This is a genomic window from Kitasatospora sp. NPDC088264, assembly GCF_040685715.1.
GTDB lineage: Bacteria > Actinomycetota > Actinomycetes > Streptomycetales > Streptomycetaceae > Kitasatospora.
Genome location: NZ_JBFBIR010000075.1, coordinates 13,850 through 33,650, shown reverse-complemented (window position 1 = coordinate 33,650; position 19,801 = coordinate 13,850). Strand labels below are relative to the sequence as shown.

Annotated in this window: 17 protein-coding genes; 13 read left to right on the top strand and 4 right to left on the bottom strand. The window is 72.9% G+C overall.

Going from position 1 to position 19,801, the window contains the following annotated elements; genetic code table 11:
• Window positions 1–289: 289 nt before the first annotated feature.
• The 4 genes from AB0O82_RS34660 (at window position 290) to AB0O82_RS34645 (ending at window position 4,961) form a co-directional block, all read left to right on the top strand.
• Window positions 290–2,878 carry a sensor histidine kinase KdpD gene (locus AB0O82_RS34660; protein ID WP_363588363.1) on the top strand — a complete coding sequence of 863 codons (2,589 nt, stop codon included), beginning with the start codon at window positions 290–292 and terminating at the stop codon, window positions 2,876–2,878.
• Between the two features lie 109 nt (window positions 2,879–2,987).
• Window positions 2,988–3,668 (top strand): response regulator, encoded by a 681-nt coding sequence (locus AB0O82_RS34655; protein WP_033351413.1) that lies wholly within the window; start codon window positions 2,988–2,990, stop codon window positions 3,666–3,668.
• Window positions 3,669–3,735: 67 nt separating this feature from the next.
• Window positions 3,736–4,143 (top strand): OB-fold nucleic acid binding domain-containing protein, encoded by a 408-nt coding sequence (locus AB0O82_RS34650; RefSeq protein ID WP_063347599.1) that lies wholly within the window; start codon window positions 3,736–3,738, stop codon window positions 4,141–4,143.
• Between the two features lie 2 nt (window positions 4,144–4,145).
• Window positions 4,146–4,961 carry a DUF3159 domain-containing protein gene (locus AB0O82_RS34645; RefSeq protein WP_363588361.1) on the top strand — a complete coding sequence of 272 codons (816 nt, stop codon included), beginning with the start codon at window positions 4,146–4,148 and terminating at the stop codon, window positions 4,959–4,961.
• Between the two features lie 96 nt (window positions 4,962–5,057).
• Here AB0O82_RS34645 and AB0O82_RS34640 read toward each other — a convergent pair whose 3' ends face one another.
• Window positions 5,058–5,729: a TrkA family potassium uptake protein gene (locus AB0O82_RS34640; RefSeq protein WP_063347598.1), complete on the bottom strand. Its 672-nt coding sequence runs from the start codon at window positions 5,727–5,729 to the stop codon at window positions 5,058–5,060.
• A complete protein-coding gene (locus AB0O82_RS34635; protein ID WP_363369779.1) occupies window positions 5,729–6,397 on the bottom strand; it encodes a TrkA family potassium uptake protein in 669 nt (222 codons plus the stop codon). The genes AB0O82_RS34640 and AB0O82_RS34635 overlap by 1 nt, the downstream gene beginning before the upstream one ends.
• A gap of 229 nt (window positions 6,398–6,626) precedes the next feature.
• Between AB0O82_RS34635 and AB0O82_RS34630 the strand changes: the two genes are divergently transcribed.
• On the top strand, window positions 6,627–8,696 hold the full coding sequence (locus AB0O82_RS34630) for an APC family permease (protein ID WP_363588359.1): 2,070 nt from the start codon (window positions 6,627–6,629) through the stop codon (window positions 8,694–8,696).
• 383 nt (window positions 8,697–9,079) lie between these two features.
• Window positions 9,080–10,426, top strand: coding sequence for a class I SAM-dependent RNA methyltransferase (locus tag AB0O82_RS34625; RefSeq protein WP_363588367.1), 1,347 nt, complete (start codon window positions 9,080–9,082; stop codon window positions 10,424–10,426).
• A gap of 191 nt (window positions 10,427–10,617) precedes the next feature.
• Here the strand turns inward: AB0O82_RS34625 and AB0O82_RS34620 are convergent, their stop codons facing one another.
• Window positions 10,618–10,815 (bottom strand): hypothetical protein, encoded by a 198-nt coding sequence (locus tag AB0O82_RS34620; RefSeq protein WP_363588357.1) that lies wholly within the window; start codon window positions 10,813–10,815, stop codon window positions 10,618–10,620.
• Between the two features lie 432 nt (window positions 10,816–11,247).
• Here AB0O82_RS34620 and AB0O82_RS34615 point away from each other — a divergent pair, with 432 nt between their 5' ends.
• From AB0O82_RS34615 to AB0O82_RS34600, 4 genes are all read left to right on the top strand, one after another.
• Entirely contained in the window at window positions 11,248–12,207 is a 960-nt protein-coding gene (locus tag AB0O82_RS34615; protein ID WP_063347594.1) for a LysR family transcriptional regulator, read from the top strand.
• Window positions 12,208–12,418: 211 nt separating this feature from the next.
• Window positions 12,419–15,079 carry a collagenase gene (locus AB0O82_RS34610; protein ID WP_363588355.1) on the top strand — a complete coding sequence of 887 codons (2,661 nt, stop codon included), beginning with the start codon at window positions 12,419–12,421 and terminating at the stop codon, window positions 15,077–15,079.
• 153 nt (window positions 15,080–15,232) lie between these two features.
• On the top strand, window positions 15,233–15,469 hold the full coding sequence (locus tag AB0O82_RS34605; protein ID WP_063347592.1) for a toxin-antitoxin system HicB family antitoxin: 237 nt from the start codon (window positions 15,233–15,235) through the stop codon (window positions 15,467–15,469).
• Window positions 15,466–15,888, top strand: coding sequence for a fic family toxin-antitoxin system, toxin component (locus AB0O82_RS34600; protein ID WP_350886206.1), 423 nt, complete (start codon window positions 15,466–15,468; stop codon window positions 15,886–15,888). The genes AB0O82_RS34605 and AB0O82_RS34600 overlap by 4 nt, the downstream gene beginning before the upstream one ends.
• Window positions 15,889–15,962: 74 nt before the next feature.
• On the opposite strand, the gene AB0O82_RS34595 is transcribed toward AB0O82_RS34600, so the two are convergent.
• The gene (locus tag AB0O82_RS34595; protein WP_363588353.1) at window positions 15,963–16,823 is read right to left on the bottom strand and encodes a GNAT family N-acetyltransferase; all 861 of its coding nucleotides are present in this window, start codon (window positions 16,821–16,823) and stop codon (window positions 15,963–15,965) included.
• 244 nt (window positions 16,824–17,067) lie between these two features.
• Here AB0O82_RS34595 and AB0O82_RS34590 point away from each other — a divergent pair, with 244 nt between their 5' ends.
• From AB0O82_RS34590 to AB0O82_RS34580, 3 genes are all read left to right on the top strand, one after another.
• Window positions 17,068–18,024, top strand: a complete 957-nt coding sequence (locus AB0O82_RS34590) for an ATP-grasp domain-containing protein (RefSeq protein WP_363588351.1) — start codon at window positions 17,068–17,070, stop codon at window positions 18,022–18,024.
• Window positions 18,021–18,827 carry an alpha-L-glutamate ligase gene (locus AB0O82_RS34585; protein ID WP_363588349.1) on the top strand — a complete coding sequence of 269 codons (807 nt, stop codon included), beginning with the start codon at window positions 18,021–18,023 and terminating at the stop codon, window positions 18,825–18,827. Before AB0O82_RS34590 ends, AB0O82_RS34585 begins: the two co-directional genes overlap by 4 nt.
• 124 nt (window positions 18,828–18,951) lie before the next feature.
• Window positions 18,952–19,782, top strand: a complete 831-nt coding sequence (locus AB0O82_RS34580) for a putative RNA methyltransferase (protein WP_363588347.1) — start codon at window positions 18,952–18,954, stop codon at window positions 19,780–19,782.
• The last annotated feature ends 19 nt before the right edge of the window (window positions 19,783–19,801 follow it).

Here is a 19,801-nt window from a genome sequence, read left to right as displayed (position 1 = left end):
GATGGTACTGCAGGGGGGACCCTGTGGGAGAGTAGGACGCCGCCGAACAATTATTCCGAAAAGACCCCCTCCCGGACGGGAGGGGGTCTTTTTGCATTTCCCGGAGACAGGGCAGAAGGCTTTCACGCCGGCCCGGCCGAGGGGGGCGGGCGCCGTCAATATGTCGCTAAAACCGCATGATCAGTCCACTGATCAGCGGAAAATCGCCGCTCACGCCGTAGTCTCGAAGGGAAGGGGAACAGGTGTCCGGGGGTGGCCCCGGGGCAGAGCCGGATCAAGAATGGTGCTCATGGGACGAGGCAGGCTGCGCATCTACCTTGGGGCGGCCCCCGGGGTCGGCAAGACGTACGCCATGCTCGCCGAGGCGCACCGGCGACAGCAGCGTGGCACGGACGTCGTGGTGGCGTTCGTGGAGGATCACGGCCGGCGGCTCACCGCGGAGCTCGTCGACGGGCTGGAGGTCGTGCCGCGCCGGCAGCTGGTGCACCGGGAGGCCACGTTCGCCGAGATGGACGTGGACGCCGTCCTCGCCCGCCGCCCGCAGGTGGCGCTGGTGGACGAGCTGCCGCACACCAACATCCCCGGCTGCCGCAACGCCAAGCGCTGGCAGGACGTCGAGGAGCTGCTGGCGGCCGGGATCGACGTGATCTCCACCGTCAACATCCAGCACCTGGAGTCGCTCGGCGACGCCGTCGAGGGCATCACGGGGGTGCGCCAGCGCGAGACCGTGCCGGACGCGGTGGTGCGCCGGGCCGACCAGATCGAGCTGGTCGACATGTCGCCGCAGGCGCTGCGGCGGCGGCTGGCGCACGGCAACGTGTACGCGCCGGAGAAGATAGACGCGGCCCTGGCCAACTACTTCCGCCCGGGCAACCTGACCGCGCTGCGCGAGCTGGCGCTGTTGTGGACCGCCGACCGGGTCGACGAGTACCTGCAGAAGTACCGGGCCGAGCAGGGCATCGAGGGCACCTGGCAGGCCCGGGAGCGGATCGTGGTGGGCCTGACCGGCGGCCCCGAGGGGGCGACGCTGATCCGGCGGGCGGCCCGGATCGCGGCCCGTGTCTCGGGCGGCGAGCTCCTCGCCGTCCACATCTCCCGTTCGGACGGGCTCTCGGGCACCGGCTCCCCGCAGACGCTGATCGAGCAGCGGGCCCTGGTGGAGAGCCTCGGCGGCTCCTTCCACGCCGTCCTCGGCGACGACCCGGCCGCCGGGCTGCTGGACTTCGCCCGGGGCGTGAACGCGACCCAGATCGTGCTGGGCACCAGCCGACGGCCGGCCTGGCAGTACCTCTACGGGCCTGGCGTCGGCACCACGGTGACCCGGGAGGCCGGCGACATCGACATCCACATGGTCACCCACGAGCACGCCGGGCACGGGCGCGGGCGGGTGCCGGTGCGCCGGATCACCGACCTGGGCCGCCCCCGCACCATCGCGGGCTGGCTGATCGGGATGGCGGGTCCGCCGGTGCTGGCGCTGGTGCTGACCGCGATCGGCGGGCTGGGCCTGTCCACCGACATGCTGCTGTTCCTGTCGCTGACGGTGTGCGCGGCGCTGGTCGGCGGGCTGCTGCCGGCGATCGGGTCGGCGCTGGTCGCCTCGTCGGTGCTGAACTACTACTTCACGCCGCCGATCCACACCTTCACGATCAACGAGCCGCAGAACATCATGGCGGTGGCGATATTCACCGTGGTCGGCATCTCGGTCGCCTCCGTGGTCGACCTGGCGGCCCGGCGCACCCACCAGGCGGCCCGCAGCCAGACGGAGGCGCAGACGCTCAGCGCGCTGGCCGGTACCGTGCTGCGCGGCGCGCCGAACGGGGACGGGGTGCTGACCGCGCTGATGGAGCAGGTCCGGGAGACCTTCGGGCAGGAGAGCGCCGCGCTGCTGGAGCGTCCGGAGCCGCTCGGTGCCTGGGTGCCGGTCGCCACCGCCGGGCCGCGCCCGCCGGAGCGGCCGGAGGAGGCCGACGTGGACGTCCCGGTCGGCGACAGCCTGGCGCTGGTGCTGCGCGGCCGGGTGCTGCCGGGGGCGGACCGGCGCCTGCTCGGGGCGTTCGCCGCGCAGGCGGCCGTGGTGCTGGAGCGCCGCCGGCTGGCCCGGGAGGCCGCGGCGGCCCGCCGGGAGGCGGAGGGCAACCGGATCCGCACCGCCCTGCTGGCGGCGGTCTCGCACGACCTGCGCACCCCGCTGGCGGGGATCAAGGCGTCCGTCACCTCGTTGCGGGCGGCCGACGTCGAGTGGGCGCCGGAGGACGAGGCGGAGCTGCTGGCCGGCATCGAGGCCGGGGCCGACCGGCTCGACCACCTGATCAACAACCTGCTGGACATGAGCCGGTTGCAGACCGGTACCGTCACCCCGCTGATCCAGGAGACCGACCTGGACGAGGTGGTGCCGTTCGCCCTCGGCGGGGTGCCGCCCGAGTCCGTGCGCCTCGACGTCCCGGAGACGCTGCCGATGATCCGGGCCGACGGCGGCCTGCTGGAGCGTTCGCTGGCCAACCTGGTCGAGAACGCCGTCAAGTACAGCCCGGACGGCGTCAAGGTGCTGGTCAAGGCCGACGCGCTGCGTCAGCCGGGCGGTTCCGGGCGGGTCGAGCTGCGGATCGTGGACCGCGGCCCGGGCGTGCCCGAGGACGCCAAGGAGCGGATCTTCGCGCCGTTCCAGCGCTACGGGGACGCGCCGCGCGGCGCCGGGGTGGGGCTCGGGCTCGCGGTGGCGCGCGGCTTCGTCGAGGCGATGGACGGTACCGTCACCGCCGAGGACACCCCCGGCGGCGGCCTCACCATGGTCGTCAGCCTGCCCGCCGCCGAGCGGCCGCCGGAACCGGGGGAGGCGGCCGGTGACGGGCACGATCCGCTGTCGCGGCTGATCACGTGACAGCCGGTGGCCTGCCGCTCCGGCCTGTCGTTCCTCGCTTCCGCACGTCGTATGTTCAGCAAGTCCCACAGTCCGTAAGTCCGACAGCCCTGAAAGGCGGAGCCCGTAAATGACCCGGGTCCTCGTCGTGGACGACGAACCGCAGATCGTCCGCGCGCTGGTGATCAACCTCAAGGCCCGCAAGTACGAGGTCGACGCGGCCCATGACGGCGCGAGCGCCCTGGAACTGGCCGCCGCCCGCCATCCCGACGTCGTCGTCCTCGACCTGGGCCTGCCCGACATGGACGGCGTCGAGGTGATCCGCGGCCTGCGCGGCTGGACCAGGGTGCCGATCATCGTGCTGTCGGCCCGGCACGCCTCCGACGAGAAGGTCGAGGCCCTGGACGCCGGTGCCGACGACTACGTCACCAAGCCGTTCGGCATGGACGAGCTGCTCGCCCGGATGCGCGCCGCCGTACGCCGCGCCGAGCCGGTCGCGGGCGAGGACGACTCGCTGGTCGTCACCGAGAGCTTCACCGTCGACCTCGCCGCCAAGAAGGTCAACCGGGACGGCACCGACGTCCGCCTCACCCCGACCGAGTGGCACCTGCTGGAAGTGCTGGTCCGCAACGCCGGCCGACTGGTCAGCCAGACCCAGCTGCTCCAGGAGGTGTGGGGCCCCGCCTACCGCACCGAGACCAACTACCTGCGGGTCTACCTCGCCCAACTGCGCCGCAAGCTGGAGCGCGACCCCTCGCACCCGCGCCACTTCATCACCGAACCGGGCATGGGCTACCGCTTCGAGAGCTGACCCCCGGGGCGCCCCCGGTGGCCGTACGGCCTGCCGCCGGGGGTGCGGAAACCGGTACCCTTCCGGCATGAGTGGTGACAACAGCAGCGACCAGCCGCAGGGGCGATTCCGCCGCATGCTCAGCCGGCTGACCTCCTCGGCCGAGGAGCTGCAGGCCGAGGAGCTGCGCCAGGAGAGCGCGGCGGAGTCGGGCTGCACGCCGATCGCCGGCTGCGCGGACCGCGAGCTGGTCACCGTCGCGGGCACGCTGCGCACGGTGACGCTCCGCCCGCGGGCCGGGGTGCCGGCGCTGGAGGCCGAACTCTTCGACGGCACCGAGGCGCTGGACGTGGTCTGGCTCGGCCGCCGCTCGATCGCGGGCATAGAGCCGGGCCGCCGGCTCGTCGCCAGCGGCCGGATCAGCCACGCACGCGGGCGCCGCGTGCTGTTCAACCCCCGCTATGAGCTGCGTCCGGTCGGACACGGGAGCGAATGAGCGTGAGCAACCAGCCCGGCGGCGAGTCCGCCGCCCAGCTTGACCTGGCCGCGAACCACCACGCGCCGCCCGGCCCGCACGGACCCGGGGCCGCGGCCGACGCGGCCGTCCGCGAGGCCGTCGTCGCCAAGGAGGCCGCCGACAGCGCGGCCGAGGAGGCCGCCCGCAAGGCCGCCGCCTCCAAGGAAGCGGCCGACACCATTCTGCAGGCCTTCGGCGGCGTGCGCGGCATGATCGACATGACGCTGCCCGGCCTGGTCTTCATCGTCACCTTCAACATCACCCACCAGGTCAGCTCCGCCGCCTGGGCCGCGCTGGGCCTGTGCGCGGTGTTCGTGGTGACCAGGCTGGCCCGGAGGGAGACCGTCCAGCACGCCTTCAGCGGGGTGTTCGGCGTCGCCCTCGGCGCCTGGATCTCGATGAAGAGCGGTCGCGCCGAGGACTTCTACCTGCCCGGCCTGCTGTGGAACGTCGGCTACTGCATCGCCCTGGCGGTCTCCGCCCTGGTGCGCTGGCCGATGATCGGCGTGATGCTCGGCCCGGTCACCGGCGAGATGTTCACCTGGCGCAAGGAGAACCCGGGCCGGTTCGCCGCCTACACCAAGGCGACCTGGGCCTGGGTGGTGATCATGGGCCTCAAGCCGGTGATCCTCTTCCCGCTGTACTTCACCCACAACGTCAACCTGCTCGGCTGGCTCAAGGTCGCCCTCGGCATCCCGCCGATGCTGCTGGCGATGTACGTCACCTGGCAGATCCTGCTCAAGGCGCCGCCGCCGATCAAGGCGCAGTTCGACGACGACGAGGAGCCGGCCCGCTAGCCGGAGCCCCGGCCGGCCGGTCCGAACGCGACGGGCGAGGGCCCGCACCCACCAGGGGTGCGGGCCCTCGCCCGTGTCCGGTCCGCGCCTTCGGCCCTACTGGGCGCCGGAGGACGCCGACAGCAGGTCCTCCAGTTCCTCCTCGCGCTCCTGCGCGGCCACGAAGAGCAGCTCGTCGCCGCCCTCCAGGGTGTCGTCCTTGCCCGGCACCAGCACCCGGCCCTCGCGGATGATCGTCACCAGCGCGGTGTCCTGCGGCCAGGCCACGTCGCCCACCCGGGTGCCGACCAGCTCGGTGTCGGCGGCCAGGGTCAGCTCGACCAGGTTGGCGTTGCCCTGGCTGAAGCGCATCAGCCGGACCAGGTCGCCGACGCTGACCGCCTCCTCGACCAGGGCGGACATCAGACGCGGGGTGGACACGGCCACGTCCACGCCCCAGGACTCGTTGAAGAGCCACTCGTTCTTCGGGTTGTTCACCCGGGCGACCACCCGCGGCACCGCGTACTCGGTTTTGGCGAGCAGCGAGACGACCAGGTTCACCTTGTCGTCGCCGGTCGCGGCGATCACCACGTGGCAGCGCTGCAGGGCCGCCTCGTCCAGCGAGGTGATCTCGCAGGCGTCGGCCAGCAGCCACTCCGCCATGGGCACCCGCTCCACCGAGATGGAGTTGGGGTTCTTGTCTATCAGCAGGACCTCGTGCCCGTTCTCCAGCAGCTCGCCCGCGATCGAGCGACCCACGGCACCGGCCCCGGCAATGGCGACCCGCATCAGTGACCCTCCTCCTTCGGCCCCTGCGCGAACGCGGCCTCGACCGCCGTCAGGTCGCCCCGGCGCAGCATCACGTGCACCAGGTCGCCCTCCTGCACCACCATCTGGGGCGAGGGCAGCACGCCCTCGCCGAGCCGGGTGACGAACGCCACCCGGGCGCCGGAGGACTCCTCCAGCACGCTGATGCGGTGGCCGACCCAGCCCGGGGCGTAGGCGACCTCGGCCAGCTGGACGCCGCCGCTCGGGTCCTGCCACAGCGGCTCGGCGCCGCTCGGCAGCAGTCGGCGCAGCATCTGGTCGGCGGTCCACCGGACCGTCGCCACGGTCGGGATGCCCAGGCGCTGGTAGACCTCGGCGCGGCGGGGGTCGTAGATCCGGGCCGCGACGTTCTCCACGCCGAAGTTCTCCCGGGCCACCCGCGCGGCGATGATGTTGGAGTTGTCGCCGCTGGAGACCGCGGCGAACGCGCCGGCCTCCTCGATGCCCGCCTCGCGCAGGGTGTCCTGGTCGAAGCCGACGCCGGTCACCCGGCGCCCGTTGAACCCGGCGCCCAGCCGACGGAACGCGGTCGGGTCCTGGTCGACCACGGCCACCGAGTGGCCCTGTTTCTCCAGGGCTCTGGCGAGGGCCGAGCCCACGCGGCCGCAGCCCATGATGACGATGTGCACCGGCGCTACCTCACCCGTCCCGTAGGGTTCTTGACCTGCGCAAACACCGTTCATCTCCCTTTCCCGCCCGGCTTCCCTGGGCGAGCGTTCTCGTGGGGCGCCGACTCACAACGTGAGTGTTGCCCGCCGACTCGTATCCGACACGCTAGCCGGTCCATAGAACGCAGTCGCGACGAAGGGGGGGACAAACGGCGGAGCCCGGCCCGGGAAGCCCCTACGATTCCTTAACGTGCCTATGCCGACTGACCTACCGAAACGCATCCTGATCGGGCGCGCCCTGCGCAGCGACAAATTGGGCGAAACACTTCTGCCCAAGCGGATCGCGCTGCCCGTCTTCGCCTCGGACGCGCTCTCCTCGGTCGCGTACGCCCCCGAGGAAATCCTGCTGACGCTCTCCGTGGCGGGTGCCTCGGCGATCCACTTCTCCTGGCAGATCGGCGTCGTCGTCGCGATCGTGATGCTCGCGGTGGTCGCCTCCTACCGGCAGAACGTGCACGCCTACCCGAGCGGTGGCGGCGACTACGAGGTCGCGACCGTCAACCACGGGCCCAAGTCGGGGCTCGTCGTCGCCAGCGCCCTGATGGTCGACTACGTGCTCACCGTGGCCGTCTCGACGACCTCGGGCGTCGCCAACGTCGTCTCCGCCGTCCCCGCGCTGCGCGGCCACGAACTGACCCTGTCGGTCATCGTCGTGGTGGTGCTGATGGGTATGAACCTGCGCGGCGTCCGCGAATCCGGCACCGCCTTCGCCGTCCCGACGTACGCCTTCATGATCGGCGTCATCGGCATGGTCGGCTACGGCTTCGTCCGGCACTTCCTGCTCGGCCAGGACATGCCCGCCGAGAGCTCCGGATTCCACCTCGCCGCCACCCCCGGCAACGAATCGCTGGCCGGGTTCGCCATGGTGTTCCTGCTGCTCAAGTCGTTCTCCTCCGGCTGCGCCGCGCTCACCGGCGTGGAGGCCATCTCCAACGGCGTGCCGGCCTTCCGCAAGCCCAAGAGCAAGAACGCCGCCACCACCCTGCTGATGATGGCCAGCATCGCCGTGGTGATGTTCATGGGCATCATCTGGCTGGCCCGCCTCACCGGCGTGCAGATGGCCGAGAACCCGGCCGAGCAGCTCGTCGGCTCCTCGCCCGGCTACCACCAGAAGACCGCGCTCGCCCAGATCAGCGAAGCCGTCTTCAACAACTTCACGCCCGGCTTCTACTTCGTCGCCGCCGTCACCGGCCTGATCCTGGTGCTCGCCGCGAACACCGCCTTCAACGGCTTCCCGGTGCTCGGCTCGATCCTCGCCCAGGACCGCTACCTGCCGCGCCAGCTGCACACCCGCGGCGACCGGCTGGCCTTCTCCAACGGCATCATCCTGCTGGCGATCGCCGCGATCCTGTTCGTCATCGCCTTCGACGCGGACCCCAACCGGCTGATCCAGCTCTACATCGTCGGCGTCTTCGTCTCCTTCAACATGAGCCAGTCCGGCATGATCCGGCACTGGACCCGGCTGCTGCGCACCGAGACCGACCCGGCCAAGCGCCGCCACATGCAGCGCAGCCGGGCGATCAACACCTTCGGCCTGGTGATGACCATGGCCGTGCTGATCGTCGTCCTGGTCACCAAGATCAGCCACGCCTGGATCGCGATCGCCGCGATGGTCGTGCTCTTCGTGATGATGAAGGGCATCCGCCGCCACTACGACCGGGTCTCCGAGGAGCTCATCGCCGCCGAGGAGCCGGACGACGTGGTGCTGCCCACCCGGGTGCACGCCATCGTGCTGGTCTCCAAGCTGCACAAGCCCGCGCTGCGCGCCCTCGCCTACGCCAGGCTCGCCCGCGCCCACACCCTGGAGGCCGTGACCGTCAACGTCGACCCGGCCGACACGGCGGCGCTGCGCCGGGAATGGGATGAGCGCGGCATCGAGGTGCCGCTCAAGGTGCTGGACTCGCCGTTCCGCGAGATCACCGGGCCCGTCCTCGACTACGTGAAGAACCTGCGCCGCAGCAGCCCGCGCGAGGTGGTGTCGGTCTACATCCCCGAGTACGTGGTCGGCCACTGGTACGAGCACCTGCTGCACAACCAGAGCGCGCTCCGGCTCAAGGGGCGGCTGCTGTTCAAGCCCGGGGTGATGGTCACCTCGGTGCCGTGGCAGCTGGAGTCCTCCGAGCGGCGCAAGCCGCAGAAGGCCTGGTCGGCGCCGGGCGCCGTCCGGCGTGGCGAGCCTCGGGCGCCGAAGGCCGTAAAGTCGAAGGTCCCCGTTATGCCAGACGCCACCGCTGACAGCAGCAAGGACTCCGCCCAGTGACCCGCAACACCCCGTCCCGCTCCTCCGGATCCTCGGGCAAGGGCGCCCGCAAGGGCGCCGCCAAGCCCGGCAAGGTCGCCCGGCCGCGCTGGGGCAAGCCCGTGCGCCCGGCCGCCACCGACCGCGACGGCTTCACCGCGCAGACCGCGCCGCTCGCGCCGGGCGAGCCTGCTCCCGCGCGTCCGGCGGAAGCCGACACGGGGAAGCCGAAGGCCGCCCGTACGCAGAAGACCGACAGTGCGCAGAAGGCCGAGCGCACGCAGAAGGCCGAGCGCTCCAAGGACGGTGCGCCGAAGGGCGACCGTGCGCGGGGATCCCGCGCGCAGGCGTCCCGCACGCCGGGGGAGCGGCCGCGCAAGCAGGCGGTGCGGCCGCCGAAGGCGCTGCGCACCGCGCCGCGGGCCGCGCGGCCCGAGACGCCGTCCGGCGATCCGCTGGCCGGCCAGCGCTACGAGGTCGAGGTCGGCCCGGTCGCGCACGGCGGCGGGCACTGCGTGGCCCGGCACGAGGGCCGGGTGCTGTTCGTCCGGCACGCGCTGCCCGGCGAGAAGGTGGTCGCACTGGTCACCGAGGGCACCTCCACCTCCCGGTTCCTGCGGGCCGACGCGGTCGAGATCCTGGAACCCGCCAAGGAGCGGATCGCGCCGCCGTGCCCGTTCTCCGGGCCCGGCAAGTGCGGCGGCTGCGACTGGCAGCACGTCACCCCGGGCGGGCAGCGCAAGCTCAAGGGGCAGGTGCTGACCGAGCAGCTGGCCAAGCTGGCCGGTCTCACCCCGGCCGAGGCGGGCTGGGACGGCAGCGTCGAGCCGGTCGGCGGCAAGCTGCCGGCCGGGCAGGTGCCGACCTGGCGCACCCGCGTGCAGTACGCCGTGGACCAGGAGACCGGGAAGGTCGGCCTGCGCAAGCACCGCTCGCACGAGGTGCAGCCGGTGGACCGCTGCCTGATCGCCGCCGAGGGCGTCACCGAACTCGGCATCGAGGCCCGCGACTGGCCGGGCATCGCCTCGGTCGAGGTGATCGCCGCGAGCGGATCCTCGGACCGCCAGGTGGTGCTCACCCCGCGCCCCGGCGCCCAGCTGCCGCTGGTCGAGCTGGACAAGCCGGTGTCGATCGCCCGGGTGGACGACCAGGGCGACATCCACCGCGTGCACGGTCGCAGCTTCGTGCGCGAGCGGGCGACCGGGCGGACCTGGCGGGTCAGCAACGGCGGCTTCTGGCAGATCCACCCCGAGGCGCCGGACACCCTGGTCGACGCCGTCCTGGACGGCCTGGACCCGCAGTGGGGCGAGAACGCGCTCGACCTGTACTGCGGTGTCGGCCTGTTCGCGGGCGCGCTGGCCGACCGGGTCGGCGAGGAGGGCGCGGTGCTCGGCATCGAGTCCTCCAAGCAGGCCGTGGCCGACGCCCGGCACAACCTGGCCGCGCTGGACAACGTGCGGATCGAGTGCGACCGCGTCGAGACGCTGCTGCCGCGCACCGGCATCACCGCCACCGACCTGATCGTCCTGGACCCGCCGCGCTCGGGCGCCGGGCGCGAGACCGTCGCGCACCTGGTCGGCCTGGAGGCGCGCCGGATCGCGTACGTCGCCTGCGACCCGGCGGCGCTCGCCCGGGACCTGGCGTTCTTCCGCGAGGGCGGCTACCGGCCGGTCTCGCTGCGGGCCTTCGACCTGTTCCCGATGACGCACCACTTCGAGTGCGTGGCGGTCCTGGAGCCGATCGGGAAGTGACCCGGCGGCCCTCCGGGGTGCCGGCCGGCTTCGACGGGCGCTGATCGCGTTCGAGGCGGTCCGGGGGGCTCCGGGGGCTCCGGGGACTCCGGGGACTCCGAGGGCTCCGGGTAGTTCGGCGGAGGAGACGGCAGAGGAGGCGGCACCCGTTCACGCGGGTGCCGCCTCCTCGCCGTTCCGGTGCGGGACGGTCAGGGCCGGTTGTGCTCCTCTTCGTCGGCGCTGTGCGGAAGGTCGATCCCGTGCTGGGCGGCGAGCCGGAGCAGTCCGGCGATCCGGCCCTCGTACGCCTGGACGCCGTCGGCGTCCCCTTCGGCCCGGGCCGCTGCGAGGTCCCGGCGGGCCTGGGTGAGCTGCTCGCGCAGCTCCTGGTCGAACATGGCTGTCATTGCCGGCCTCCAGACCGGTCGGTGCCGCTCCGCGGAACGCTCAGGAGAGTTCAGAGTCCCGGAAGGTGAAGAACTCTTCAAGTCTCGCTCGCCCCGGCGGGGCGGCGTCGGGCGGGGTGGCCGCGGAGGGGCCACGGGGGGCTTCGGAGGGGCTTCGCGGGGGGCCGGCGTCGGGCGGGGTGGCGGGTGCCGGGCCGGACGGTCGCCGGGGTGCGGGTCAGGGAGCGGTCAGGGGGACGCAATGCGCTGGTAAAGGCCGCTGCCGGCGCCGCCGTTCGGCTCCCGGAGGGGGCTTGACGAGGTGATTCGCGCGGGGCGAAGGTGAGCGGCCGACATGTCATGTGTGCTGTTGCACAGCCACCGCCGGGGCCGCACCCTCCCGCCCGGAGCGGTCGGCCGGGAGGGTGCGGCCCTTGCGTGAGGGGGAGGGTCATGGAGCTGGAACTGCGGCACCTTCGCGTGCTGTGCGCCATCGCCGACACGGGGAGCGTCGGCAGGGCCGCCGTCCTGCTCGGCGCCTCGCAGCCCGCGACCAGTACGCAACTGCGCCGGATCGAACGCCACCTGGGCGCGCCACTGTTCGAGCGCACGGCCGTGGGCGTCGCGCCGACCTGCTTCGGTGTCGAGGTGGTGGCCGCCGCGCGCGACCTCCTCACCCGCGCCGACTGCCTCGGCCGCCGCCCGGCGGCCCCCGGCGAGCCGGCCCGCCAGGAGCTGCGCCTGGCCGCGACCATCTCGCCGATCCTGCCGGGACTGGTCACCAGGGCCCGGCACCAACGGCCCGACCAGCGCTTCACGGTGACCTCCGTCTACCGCTCGTCGGACATCGTCGACCTGCTGGAGCAGGGCGACGCGGAGGCCGCCGTGGCCGTCGACTACCCGGGTCGGGAACTGCGCCACTCGCCGGCCGTCGCGCACCGCGGCATCGTCACCGAGCCCGCCTTCGTCGCACTCCCGGCGGGCCACCGGCTCCGGCACCGCACCGAGATCGCCCTGGTGGACCTGGCCGAGGAGGACTGGTTCCTCACCCCCGACGACGGGGCCGGCTGGCACGGCGTGTTCTACGGCGCCTGCGCCGCGGCGGGCTTCACCCCGGCGACCGTCCACGAGTTCCTCGGCGGGCGGCTGGAGCTGCAGGAGATGATCTCCGCCGGGCTCGGGATCTCCGTCGTCCAGGCGACCACCAGGCCGCTGGCCGAAGTGGTGGTCAAGCCGCTCGCCGGGACGCCGATCTGGGTCCGCCACCTGCTGGCCTGGCGGGCCGCCGGGGTGAGCGGCGAGGTGGTGGAGACGCTGTTCGGCGCGGCGGCCGCGGCCTACCGGGACCTGATCGCCAGTTCGCCGACCTTCCAGGCGTGGGCGGCGCGGACGTACCGGCCGGTCCGGCCGTAGGGAGGCCGGGTCCGGAGGTGGGGAGGCCGGGTCCGGCCGGGGGGCCGGGGCGGGCGGCCGGTCCCGGTGGGGCGGTGTTATGCCCGCCACAGTCGATGTCATATGACCTGTGACATTGTTCTGGCGGGTCGCCCGATGGCAGGATCACGTCGACTTCCCCCAAGCCTCGGCAGTCGTCCAGTCACCTCCCCCACAGGAGAAGGACCCCGCAGTGCGCCTTCGCATACCCCTCCCCACGCTCATGGCCGGCGTCGTCGCCGGCTGTGCCACCGCCGCCACCCTGCTGCCCGTCCCCGCGCTCGCCGCGTCCGGGCCGGCCGCCCAGCCGCCGACCGGCGCCAGGTCGTCCGCCGCCGCCCCGGCGACGGCCGACGCCGCGTCGGCCGTCCCGAAGCCGCTGGGGGCCTTCCTCGCGGCCGATCCCTCCGAGGCCGCCGCCCCCGCCGCCAAGCCGCTGCCGCCGGCGCTGCTGGGCCAGGTCGTGATGGGCCAGCCGGCCGGCACCGTCGTGCAGACCGCGCCCCGCCCGGCCCAGCCGCACGCGCCCGCGGCCAAGCCGGGCAACTCCGCTGCCCAGCCGGGCAGTTCGGCCCGTGCCGTCGCCGGTACGGCCGGTGCCGCCGCTGGTACGGCCGGTGCCGCCGCGCCGAGCTGCACCCCCGCCGACTTCGGCGGGCGCAGCGGCGCCGACCTGGTCTCCTTCCTCGAAGGCTCGACCACGGACTGCGTGACCACGCTGTTCAACGTCACCGGCACCGACGCGGGCAGGATCTTCAAGGAATCCCAGATGCTCACCGTCGCCAACGCCTACCAGGGCCTGGCGGCGAACTACACCGGGGACAACTCCACCGGCATCCTGCAGCTCGTGCTCTTCCTGCGGGCCGGGTACTACGTCCAGTCCAACAACGCGGACGCGGTCGGCCCCTACGACGCGGCGCTCACCACTGCCTCCAAGGCCGGGCTCGACGCCTTCTTCGCCGGCCGGCACTGGACCGACGTCACCGACAACAACGGCACCGTGCTCAACGAGGTGCTGGTCCTGACCGACAGCGCCAACGTGCAGGGCAGCTACCTGGGCGTCTACAAGCAGGTGCTGACCAGCTACAACAACTCGTACAACGCCTTCCCGAAGATGCTCAAGGCGGTCAACGCCGTGCTGTCCGCGCCGCTGTGGCGGGGCAACTGGAACAGCGACTTCGTCAGCGCGGTCGGCGCCGACCCGAGCATCGGCACCGTCCTGGGCGACTTCGCGCTCAACCACAAGGACCTGCTCGGCACCGCCAACGCCTACCTCGACGTCAACGCGGGCAACGACCTCGGCCGGATGGCCGGCGACGGCCCCGTCGTCGAGGCCGCGGTCAAGGGGAAGGTCAAGGCGGTGCTCGACGGCGCCCAGATCACCGGCGTCACCGGCCCGTTGTACGTCCACACCGCCTACCAGGCCAACGCCTTCGACCCCGGCCAGTGCTCGTACTACGGCACCTGCGACCTGCCGGCGAAGCTGACCGCGGCGGTGCTGCCGAACCAGCTGGTCTGCGACAACCGCACCATCCAGACCGAGTCGCTGTCGCCCGCCGACCTGGCCGCCGTCTGCACCAGCCTGCGCGGCGAGGACACCTTCTTCCACAACCTGGTGAAGGACAACGGCCCGGTCAACCCGTACGACAAGAACATGACCCTCGCGGTCTTCGCCAACCAGGCCGACTACCTGAACTACTCCTGGGCGATCTTCGGGAACTCCACCGACAACGGCGGCCAGACCGTCATGGACCCGACCGACCCGAACAACCGTGCCGTGTGCGTGATGTACCAGAAGTCGTGGAACGACGGCTTCACCGCCAACGTGTGGAACCTCAACCACGAGTACACGCACTACCTCGACGGCATCTACGACATGAAGGGCAACTTCTCCACCGAGATCTCCGTGCCCGACATCTGGTGGATCGAGGGCGTCGCCGAGTACGAGTCCTACGCCTACCGCGGCACCACCGACACCCAGGCGATGGCCGAGGCCGCCAAGCACACCTACAAGCTCAGCACCGTCTTCCAGAACACGTACGGCAACTCGGACTCGGTGCGCACCTACCCGTGGGGCTACCTCGCCGTCCGGTACATGTTCGAGAAGCACCCGGCCGACGTCTACGCCATGCTCGGCCACTTCCGCACCGGTGACTACCAGGGCGGCTACGCGGTCTACAACGGCATCGGCACCGGCTACGACGCCGACTTCGACGCCTGGCTCGACGGCTGCGCCGGCGGCGCCTGCTACGCGGCCGGCCCGACCGCGCTGTTCGCCCAGGCCGTCAACGGCGCCACCGTCACGCTGACCGACAAGTCCGTCCAGACCGGCCCCGGCCAGATCACCGCCTGGCACTGGACCTTCGGCGACGGGACCTCCTCCGACCAGCGGAACCCGAGCCACGGCTACGCCGCCGCGGGCACGTACACCGTCGCCCTGACCGTCACCGACGCCACCGGCAGGACCGCCAGCACCCCGGCCTCGGTCACCGTCACCACCGGCACCGGCGGCGGCACCACCCTGCCGACCTGCACCGACCCGCGCACCGACGCGCTCGGCCAGAACTGCTCCCGGTCCAACCTCACCGCCACCGCCGGCAACCTCGACTACCTGTACGTCTACCTGCCGGCCGGCGTCAGCACCCTGAAGATCAGCACCTCCGGCGGCACCGGCACCGCGTACCTGTACTACAACGCGGACACCTGGGCCTCGCCGAACGCCTTCACCGCCTCCTCCACCAACGCCGGCAGCACGCAGAGCATCACCGTCACCAACCCGACGGCCGGCTACCGCTACATCAGCCTCTACGCCAACACCGACTTCAGCGGGGTGACGGTCAGCACCCAGTTCTGATCCGGTCCCGCGTCCGCTCTCGGGCGGCCACGCCCGCGGCACCCTGCCGCGGGCCTGGCCGCCCGGCGTCCGTGGGGGCGTCCGCCCGGTGTGCGCGCGCCCGGCGTGCGTGCGCCCTTGTTGTGCTAGCACTTCAGCGCTAGCTTGAGATTCATGGGTAAGAAACAGCTGAACGTCCGGGTGGACGCCACGACCGCGGAGATGGCCCGGGAACGGGCGGAGCAGCAGGGGATCAGCATGAACCAGTACATCGAGCGCCTGGTCCAGCAGGACATGGGCGAGGCGGGGCGGGCCTTCGTCGACGCCGCCGCCCAGTTCATGAAGGAGTACGAGACGGCCTTCCTGGCCGAGTTCGCGGAGCCGGGCGACCTGAAGGACGTGCGCCGTTGAAGCTGGAGGTCGACCTCTCGTGGCTGCTCATGACCGCCGAGCAGTACACGCCCGGTGACCCGCAGGTCACCGACTACGGGTCGTTGCTCGCGGCCGTCGCCCGGCACCAGGCCGAGATCTTCGACATCGACGTCTACCCCGAACCGCAGGACCGCGCCGCCGCCCTGATGCACCAGCTGATCCGGGTGCCGGCCCTGGAGAAGACCAACGAGCTCTACGCCACCGCCGTCGCCTACGCCTACCTCGTCGCCAGCGGCTGCACCGTCGCCACCACCGCCCGCGAGGTGCGCAGCCTCGCCCGGGCCATCCGGGAGGGGCGGCTCGGCGTGTCCGGGGTCGCCGAACGGCTGGCGGGGTGGGTCGTCGACGAGGCCGAGGGGGAGGGCGTCAGCGGGGCGGAGGACGAGGACGACGACTGACCGGGCGGGCCCCTGCCCGGTCGCGTCGTCCTCGTCATCCGTTCAGCAGGGCTCTGGTCGGTGCGCCCGGCGGGTCAGTCGCCGGGCCGCTCCGGGGCCGGCTCGGCGATCAGGGCCGTCGCGAACGGACGGAAGCCCGCCCGGCGGTAGATCCGGGCGACCTCCTCGTCGGCGGCGGACAGGAACACCGTCCGCACGCCGTTCGCCCGCGCGTGCGCGACCAGGGCCGCGGTGACCGCCAGGCCCAGCCCGCGCCGCCGCGCGGCCGGCAGCGTCCCGACCCCGGCCACCTCGGTGACCGCGCCCACCGGATTGTGCTGGCCCGCGCACAGCGCGGAACCGTCCTCCAGCGCGGCGGCCAGCACGGTGGCGCCGTCGGTGATCCGCCGTGCGATCCGCTCCACCGCGCCCTCCGCCACCAACCGCCCTGCGGCCTCGGCCAGTTCGGCCGCACCCACGGCGCCCACGCCGGTGCCGGGCTCGGCGAACGCCAGGTGCGGAACGGCGACCGCCGACGCCAGCTCCGGCGCGTCCGCGCCCAGCACCTCCACCCGCACCTCCTCCGGCAGCTCGGGCGCCGGGGCCGGCTCGTCCTGCGGGCCCAGCACCAGCAGCGGGTGCTCGTGCACCGCGAGCCCGGCCGCCTCCACCGCGGCCCGCAGCTCCGGACTCCGCTCGGCCACCCACTCGAAGGCCTCCGGCTCGCCCAGCTCCCGCTGGCGGGCCAGCACCCGCAGGACGTCCTCGGCGGTGGTGGCGGGGCCGTCGTGGTCGAGCGTGGGGCGGGCGTAGTAGGGCCAGCCCGCGCTCTCGCGGACGAACAGGGTCAGCGGGCCGAAGTCCTCGGCCCGTGCGGCGCTGCGCGGCACCGCGTCGTAGTAGCGCTCGATCGCGTCGAGGAGGGAAGGGTCGGGAGCATGATCAACAGAAGTCACGGCGTGCATCCAAGCAGGGGCGCCGGCGGCCCGCCACCGCTTTGTTCCCGGGCTTCGCGCCGGGGGCGCCAGGGGCGGTGACGGGCGGCGCGGCGCGGGCGCGGGCGCCTGATTGTTGCTGAACGCTTACCGGTTCGCAGTGATCTTGTGCGTATACCGCGTGGCATGCTGATGCCTTGACAGCTCTGCCGAAGGGGGACGGCGGACGTCCGCACTCGGCTCGGCAAGGGGGGAAGACAGGCCCATGAGGCTCTGCTTTCTGGTGGAGGAGCACTACCGGCACGACGGCATGCCGCTCGACGTGGCACGCCAGCTCACCGCGTGGGGGCACCGGGTGGACGTGCTGCGCCCCGGGGACTCGCTGATGGCGATCTCCGAGGCGATCCGGGCCGGCAGCCACGACGCCTGGGTGCTCAAGACCGTCTCCGGCGGGCCCGGACTCACCCTGCTGGACGCGGCCGCCGCCGTCGGCCTCACCACCGTCAACGACGTCCGCTCCATCCGCGGCGTCCGCGACAAGGCGCTCGCCTCCGTCATCGCCAGCACCCGCGGCCTGCCCGTCCCCGTCACCTACGCCACCGCCCGCTGGGAACGGCTCGCCGAGATCCCGGCCGCCGAGTACCCGCTCGTCGTCAAGCCCGCCGACGGCAGCTCCGGACGCGCCGTCCGGCTCGTGCCCAGCCCCGACCACCTCCTCGACCTCGGCGCCGAACTCGCCGACGAGGGGCTGTTGATCGCCCAGCCCTACGTGCCCAACTCCGGCACCGACCTCAAGGTGTACTGCGTCGACGGCGAGCTCTTCGCGACGGAACGTTCCTCCCCGCTCCACCCCGGGCAGGGCGTGCGCGAACGGCAGGTCCCGTTGCCCGGGGAGGTCGCGCGGATCGCGGCGCAGGTCGGTGAGGTGTTCGGGCTCGACCTGTACGGCGTCGACGTGCTGTTCGGGCCGGACGGGCCGGTGGTCGTCGACATCAACGACTTCCCGAGCTTCCGCCAGGTGCCGGACGCGGTCGCCAGGGTCGCCCGGGCGGTGCTGCGGCTCGCGCGCAGCGGGACGGCCGTGTCGGCGCCCGCGCCCGCACTGGTGTCGGCGGGTGGTGGCGCGGGGTACGGGCAACTGGGCTTCGGTCGTGGAGAGTTCGGCGGAGCCGGCTTGGGTGGGGCCGGCCTTGACGGGGCCGGCCTGGGCGGGGCGATATGAGGATCGGCCTGATCACCGCCGACCCCGGACACCCGGTGCTCGCGGCGACCGCCGCCCTGCTGGCGGACCGGCACGAGGTGACGATCGTCGACCCTGCCGGCCCGGCGGGGCCGGCGCTCGCCGACGTCTATCTGCTCAAGGCCCACACCCGTCGACCCCTTTCACTCGCACGAGAGTTGGAGCGGCGCGGGGCGCCTGTCATCAACTCGGCCGCGGCCACCGAACTCTGTCAGGACCGGGTGCGGATGGCCGAACTCGCGCGCGCGGCCGACCTGCCCTTCGCGGCCACCCGTGACGCCGGGCGGATCGCCGAACTCGCCGATCCCGACTACCCGTTCGTCGTCAAGAGCCGGCACAGTCGGCGCCACGACCTGGTCGCCCGGGTCGACGGCCCGGCCCGGTTGCGCGAACTCGTCGCGCGTTGGCCCGACGAGCCCGTCGTCACCCAGTCGTTCGTCCCGGGGACCGGCTGGGACCAGAAGCTGTGGGTGATCGACCGGCAGGTGTTCGCCGCCCGGCGGCGGTCCGAACTCGCCGACGGCCATGGGGAATCGGGGCAGGGGCAGGACTGGGAGCCGCCTGCCGAACGGGCTGCGCTGGCTCTGCGCGTCGGCGAGGTGTTCGGGCTCGACGTCTACGGCGTCGACCTGCTCGACGGGCCCGCCGAACCCGTCATCGTCGACGTCAACGCCTTCCCCGGCATCCGTGGACGGCTGGGCGCGCCGGAGGCGCTCGCCGCCCTCGCCCTGCGCGTCGCGGCGGAGCGCGGGCGCGGGCACGTCGCGCAGGGGCGGGGCCGGTAGGCCGGGCGGCGGGGCCGTCGGACCCGGGGCGGGTTCGGCGGGCCGTCGGGGGCGAGCGGGGTCGTTAGGCTGGTCACTCAGGGCCACCGGGCACCCGGGCCGAACGGCGAGAGAAGACGGAACGTTGCTGCAGGACATCGAGCGCTACCTGGCCTGCCCCCACTGCGCGCAGGCCCTCACCCGGCACGAGCGCGCCCTGCGCTGCCCCGCCGGCCACAGCTTCGACCTCGCCAAGCAGGGCTACGTCAGCCTCCTCGCCGGCGACGCCCACACCGGCACCGGCGACACCGCCGAGATGGTCGCCGCCCGTGCCGACTTCCTCGCCGCCGGCCACTACCGGCCCATCGCCGACGCCCTCGCCGAGGCCGCCGCGGACGCCGACCCCGAAGGCCTCGTCGCCGACCTCGGCGCCGGCACCGGCCACTACCTGGCCCATGTCCTCGACGCCCTGCCCGGCCGCGCCGGGGCCGCCCTCGACATCTCCAAGTTCGCGCTGCGCCGCGCCGCCAAGGCCCACCCCCGGATCGGTGCCGTGGTCTGCGACGCCTGGCGGCCGCTGCCGCTGCGCGACGCCTCCGCCGGGCTGATGCTCAACGTCTTCGCCCCGCGCAACGGGCCCGAGATCCGCCGCGTGCTGCGCCCCGGCGCCACCCTGCTGCTGGTCTCGCCCACCGCCCGCCACCTGCGTGAACTCGTCGGCGCACTGGGCCTGTTGTCGGTCGACGAGGAGAAGCAGCGGCGGATCGACGAGAAGCTCGGACCCTACCTGACCTCCGCCGGCCGGCGGCAGGTCGAGTTCACCCTGCGGCTCGGCCCGGACGACGTGCGCACCGTCGTCGGCATGGGCCCCAGTGCCTGGCACACCGACCCGGACCGCCTGGCCGCCGCGCTCGCGGACCTGCCGGACCCGGTCGAGGTGACCGCCTCCGTGACGGTGGCCGCCTACCGGCGCTGAACGTCGGGCGCGCGCGGGG

What these genes read in the sequence shown, in the direction of transcription:
- AB0O82_RS34615 (WP_063347594.1), top strand. Translation starts at nt 11,248, where the DNA reads ATGGAGCTGGAACTGCGGCACCTTCGCGTGCTGTGCGCCATCGCCGAC.
- AB0O82_RS34640 (WP_063347598.1), bottom strand. Translation starts at nt 5,729, where the DNA reads ATGCGGGTCGCCATTGCCGGGGCCGGTGCCGTGGGTCGCTCGATCGCG.
- AB0O82_RS34660 (WP_363588363.1), top strand. Translation starts at nt 290, where the DNA reads ATGGGACGAGGCAGGCTGCGCATCTACCTTGGGGCGGCCCCCGGGGTC.
- AB0O82_RS34655 (WP_033351413.1), top strand. Translation starts at nt 2,988, where the DNA reads ATGACCCGGGTCCTCGTCGTGGACGACGAACCGCAGATCGTCCGCGCG.
- AB0O82_RS34605 (WP_063347592.1), top strand. Translation starts at nt 15,233, where the DNA reads ATGGGTAAGAAACAGCTGAACGTCCGGGTGGACGCCACGACCGCGGAG.
- AB0O82_RS34650 (WP_063347599.1), top strand. Translation starts at nt 3,736, where the DNA reads ATGAGTGGTGACAACAGCAGCGACCAGCCGCAGGGGCGATTCCGCCGC.
- AB0O82_RS34590 (WP_363588351.1), top strand. Translation starts at nt 17,068, where the DNA reads ATGAGGCTCTGCTTTCTGGTGGAGGAGCACTACCGGCACGACGGCATG.
- AB0O82_RS34620 (WP_363588357.1), bottom strand. Translation starts at nt 10,815, where the DNA reads ATGACAGCCATGTTCGACCAGGAGCTGCGCGAGCAGCTCACCCAGGCC.
- AB0O82_RS34585 (WP_363588349.1), top strand. Translation starts at nt 18,021, where the DNA reads ATGAGGATCGGCCTGATCACCGCCGACCCCGGACACCCGGTGCTCGCG.